The 1,333-nt window shown below is 40.4% G+C and carries 3 protein-coding genes; all 3 read right to left on the reverse strand.

The annotated features are described in order from the left end of the window. On the reverse strand, nt 1-429 hold a 429-nt coding region (locus TPRIMZ1_RS19440; RefSeq protein WP_010263387.1), incomplete at its 3' end, for a phage terminase large subunit. Continuing rightward, nucleotides 429-785, reverse strand: coding sequence for a transposase (locus TPRIMZ1_RS20755; RefSeq protein ID WP_010263390.1), 357 nt, complete (start codon nt 783-785; stop codon nt 429-431). The genes TPRIMZ1_RS20755 and TPRIMZ1_RS19440, both read right to left, overlap by 1 nt. A 71-nt stretch (nt 786-856) precedes the next feature. Continuing rightward, entirely contained in the window at nt 857-1,213 is a 357-nt protein-coding gene (locus tag TPRIMZ1_RS0116665) for a hypothetical protein (protein WP_010263391.1), read from the reverse strand. Nucleotides 1,214-1,333: the final 120 nt, after the last annotated feature.

Raw genomic sequence — 1,333 nt, forward strand, 5'->3', positions numbered from 1 at the left:
ATTTAATCGGCTAAGTATCATTTCATAAGTATTAAAATCTATTTGACTCGATTCGTTCAAATAAATGCTTGAATATTCATTCCCCAGGATTTTTTCCGTCCGTTCTTTTGAGTCAAAACCTCCTATCCAGATTTTAGAACCGTTAGGAAAATCATAAAACCAGTCTGATTTATTTAAGAATGAATTGTAATTAAGCCCTTCAATTTCCGCTAACTTTGGGAAGGTCTGGAAACAGATACTTTGTTTGCAATGTGAAAACCGAAAACGGCCTATTAGATGATCCGTCCCCGGAAATTTAAGCGCCCTTAAAACAATATAGCGGACTATTGCGGTTGTTTTCCCGGACCGTCCCCCACCCTCAGCCAGTACGGTTCTATTTTTTTTGAATAATCGGTATAACTCTTTTTGCTTTTCAGTTTTTTGAAACACTATAAAGCTGCCTCGTCGTCTGAATCTATCTTTTGAATTAAAATGCCACCGTTCATATTTAGATCGGACTTGTCGGCCCAGTGGAATCGGTTTTTCATTTGAAAAATATACATGGTTGGTTGAACATTTCTTAAACAGAGGGTTCCTTCCCGGCCCAGCTTTTCCCAAAATGCCTGAGACAAAGTTAGACCATCGTCAACCGCTTTTGAGAATTCGGGGTATTGTTTTTTCCAGTTGTAAAAAGTATCCCGTGAGATTTTGAGTTCACCGCAGACCTCAATAATTGATTGGCCCTCTCCGAACAAATCGGGCAGTTTATCGGCGATTGTTTTATTGTATTTTGTTGGTCTGCTCATATCGTTAATATAAACTATTTTACACTAATAATAAACCCTGAGGGGCAGATAATCCCCCCAGGGCTTTCCGGTCAGCCTAAAATACCGCCATCCTTCAAAAATTCTTGGCGTTGCGTTGCGCTCATTAGATCAAACTCTCTCCGGGTTTTAATCTTTCCGGCGTGCTGCTTTTGGGATAGCTGCTGCGCTTCGATTGCCTTGCTATCAGAAGTACGAATAAAGCCGGACCCGAATTCCTTGATATACTTACGGTTCAGTAGAACGTCAATCGCTGCATTGGCAACAATGGAATCATGCTCCCCAATTTCTGCCAATTTTTCAAGGATTGCCGCTTCCGTTAGAATTTTTCTTGGTTCATGTTCAAAATAATTTTGTACACGTACGGTTGCAATTCCGATTTTATGTTCCGCCGCATTTGTGTCGATCATATTATTACCTCCTGGTCTGATTCAGACATTGCGAAATACTTAATTTCCGCTTGTAACTTGTTTTCCAATACCGGGCTTTCCCGGTACAGCTCGCCTTGCTTAAAGGGATTCAATTTCATT

This window comes from Treponema primitia ZAS-1, assembly GCF_000297095.1.
In the GTDB taxonomy this organism is placed as follows: domain Bacteria; phylum Spirochaetota; class Spirochaetia; order Treponematales; family Breznakiellaceae; genus Termitinema; species Termitinema primitia_A.

What these genes read in the sequence shown, in the direction of transcription:
- TPRIMZ1_RS20755 (WP_010263390.1), bottom strand. Translation starts at nt 785, where the DNA reads ATGAGCAGACCAACAAAATACAATAAAACAATCGCCGATAAACTGCCC.
- TPRIMZ1_RS0116665 (WP_010263391.1), bottom strand. Translation starts at nt 1,213, where the DNA reads ATGATCGACACAAATGCGGCGGAACATAAAATCGGAATTGCAACCGTA.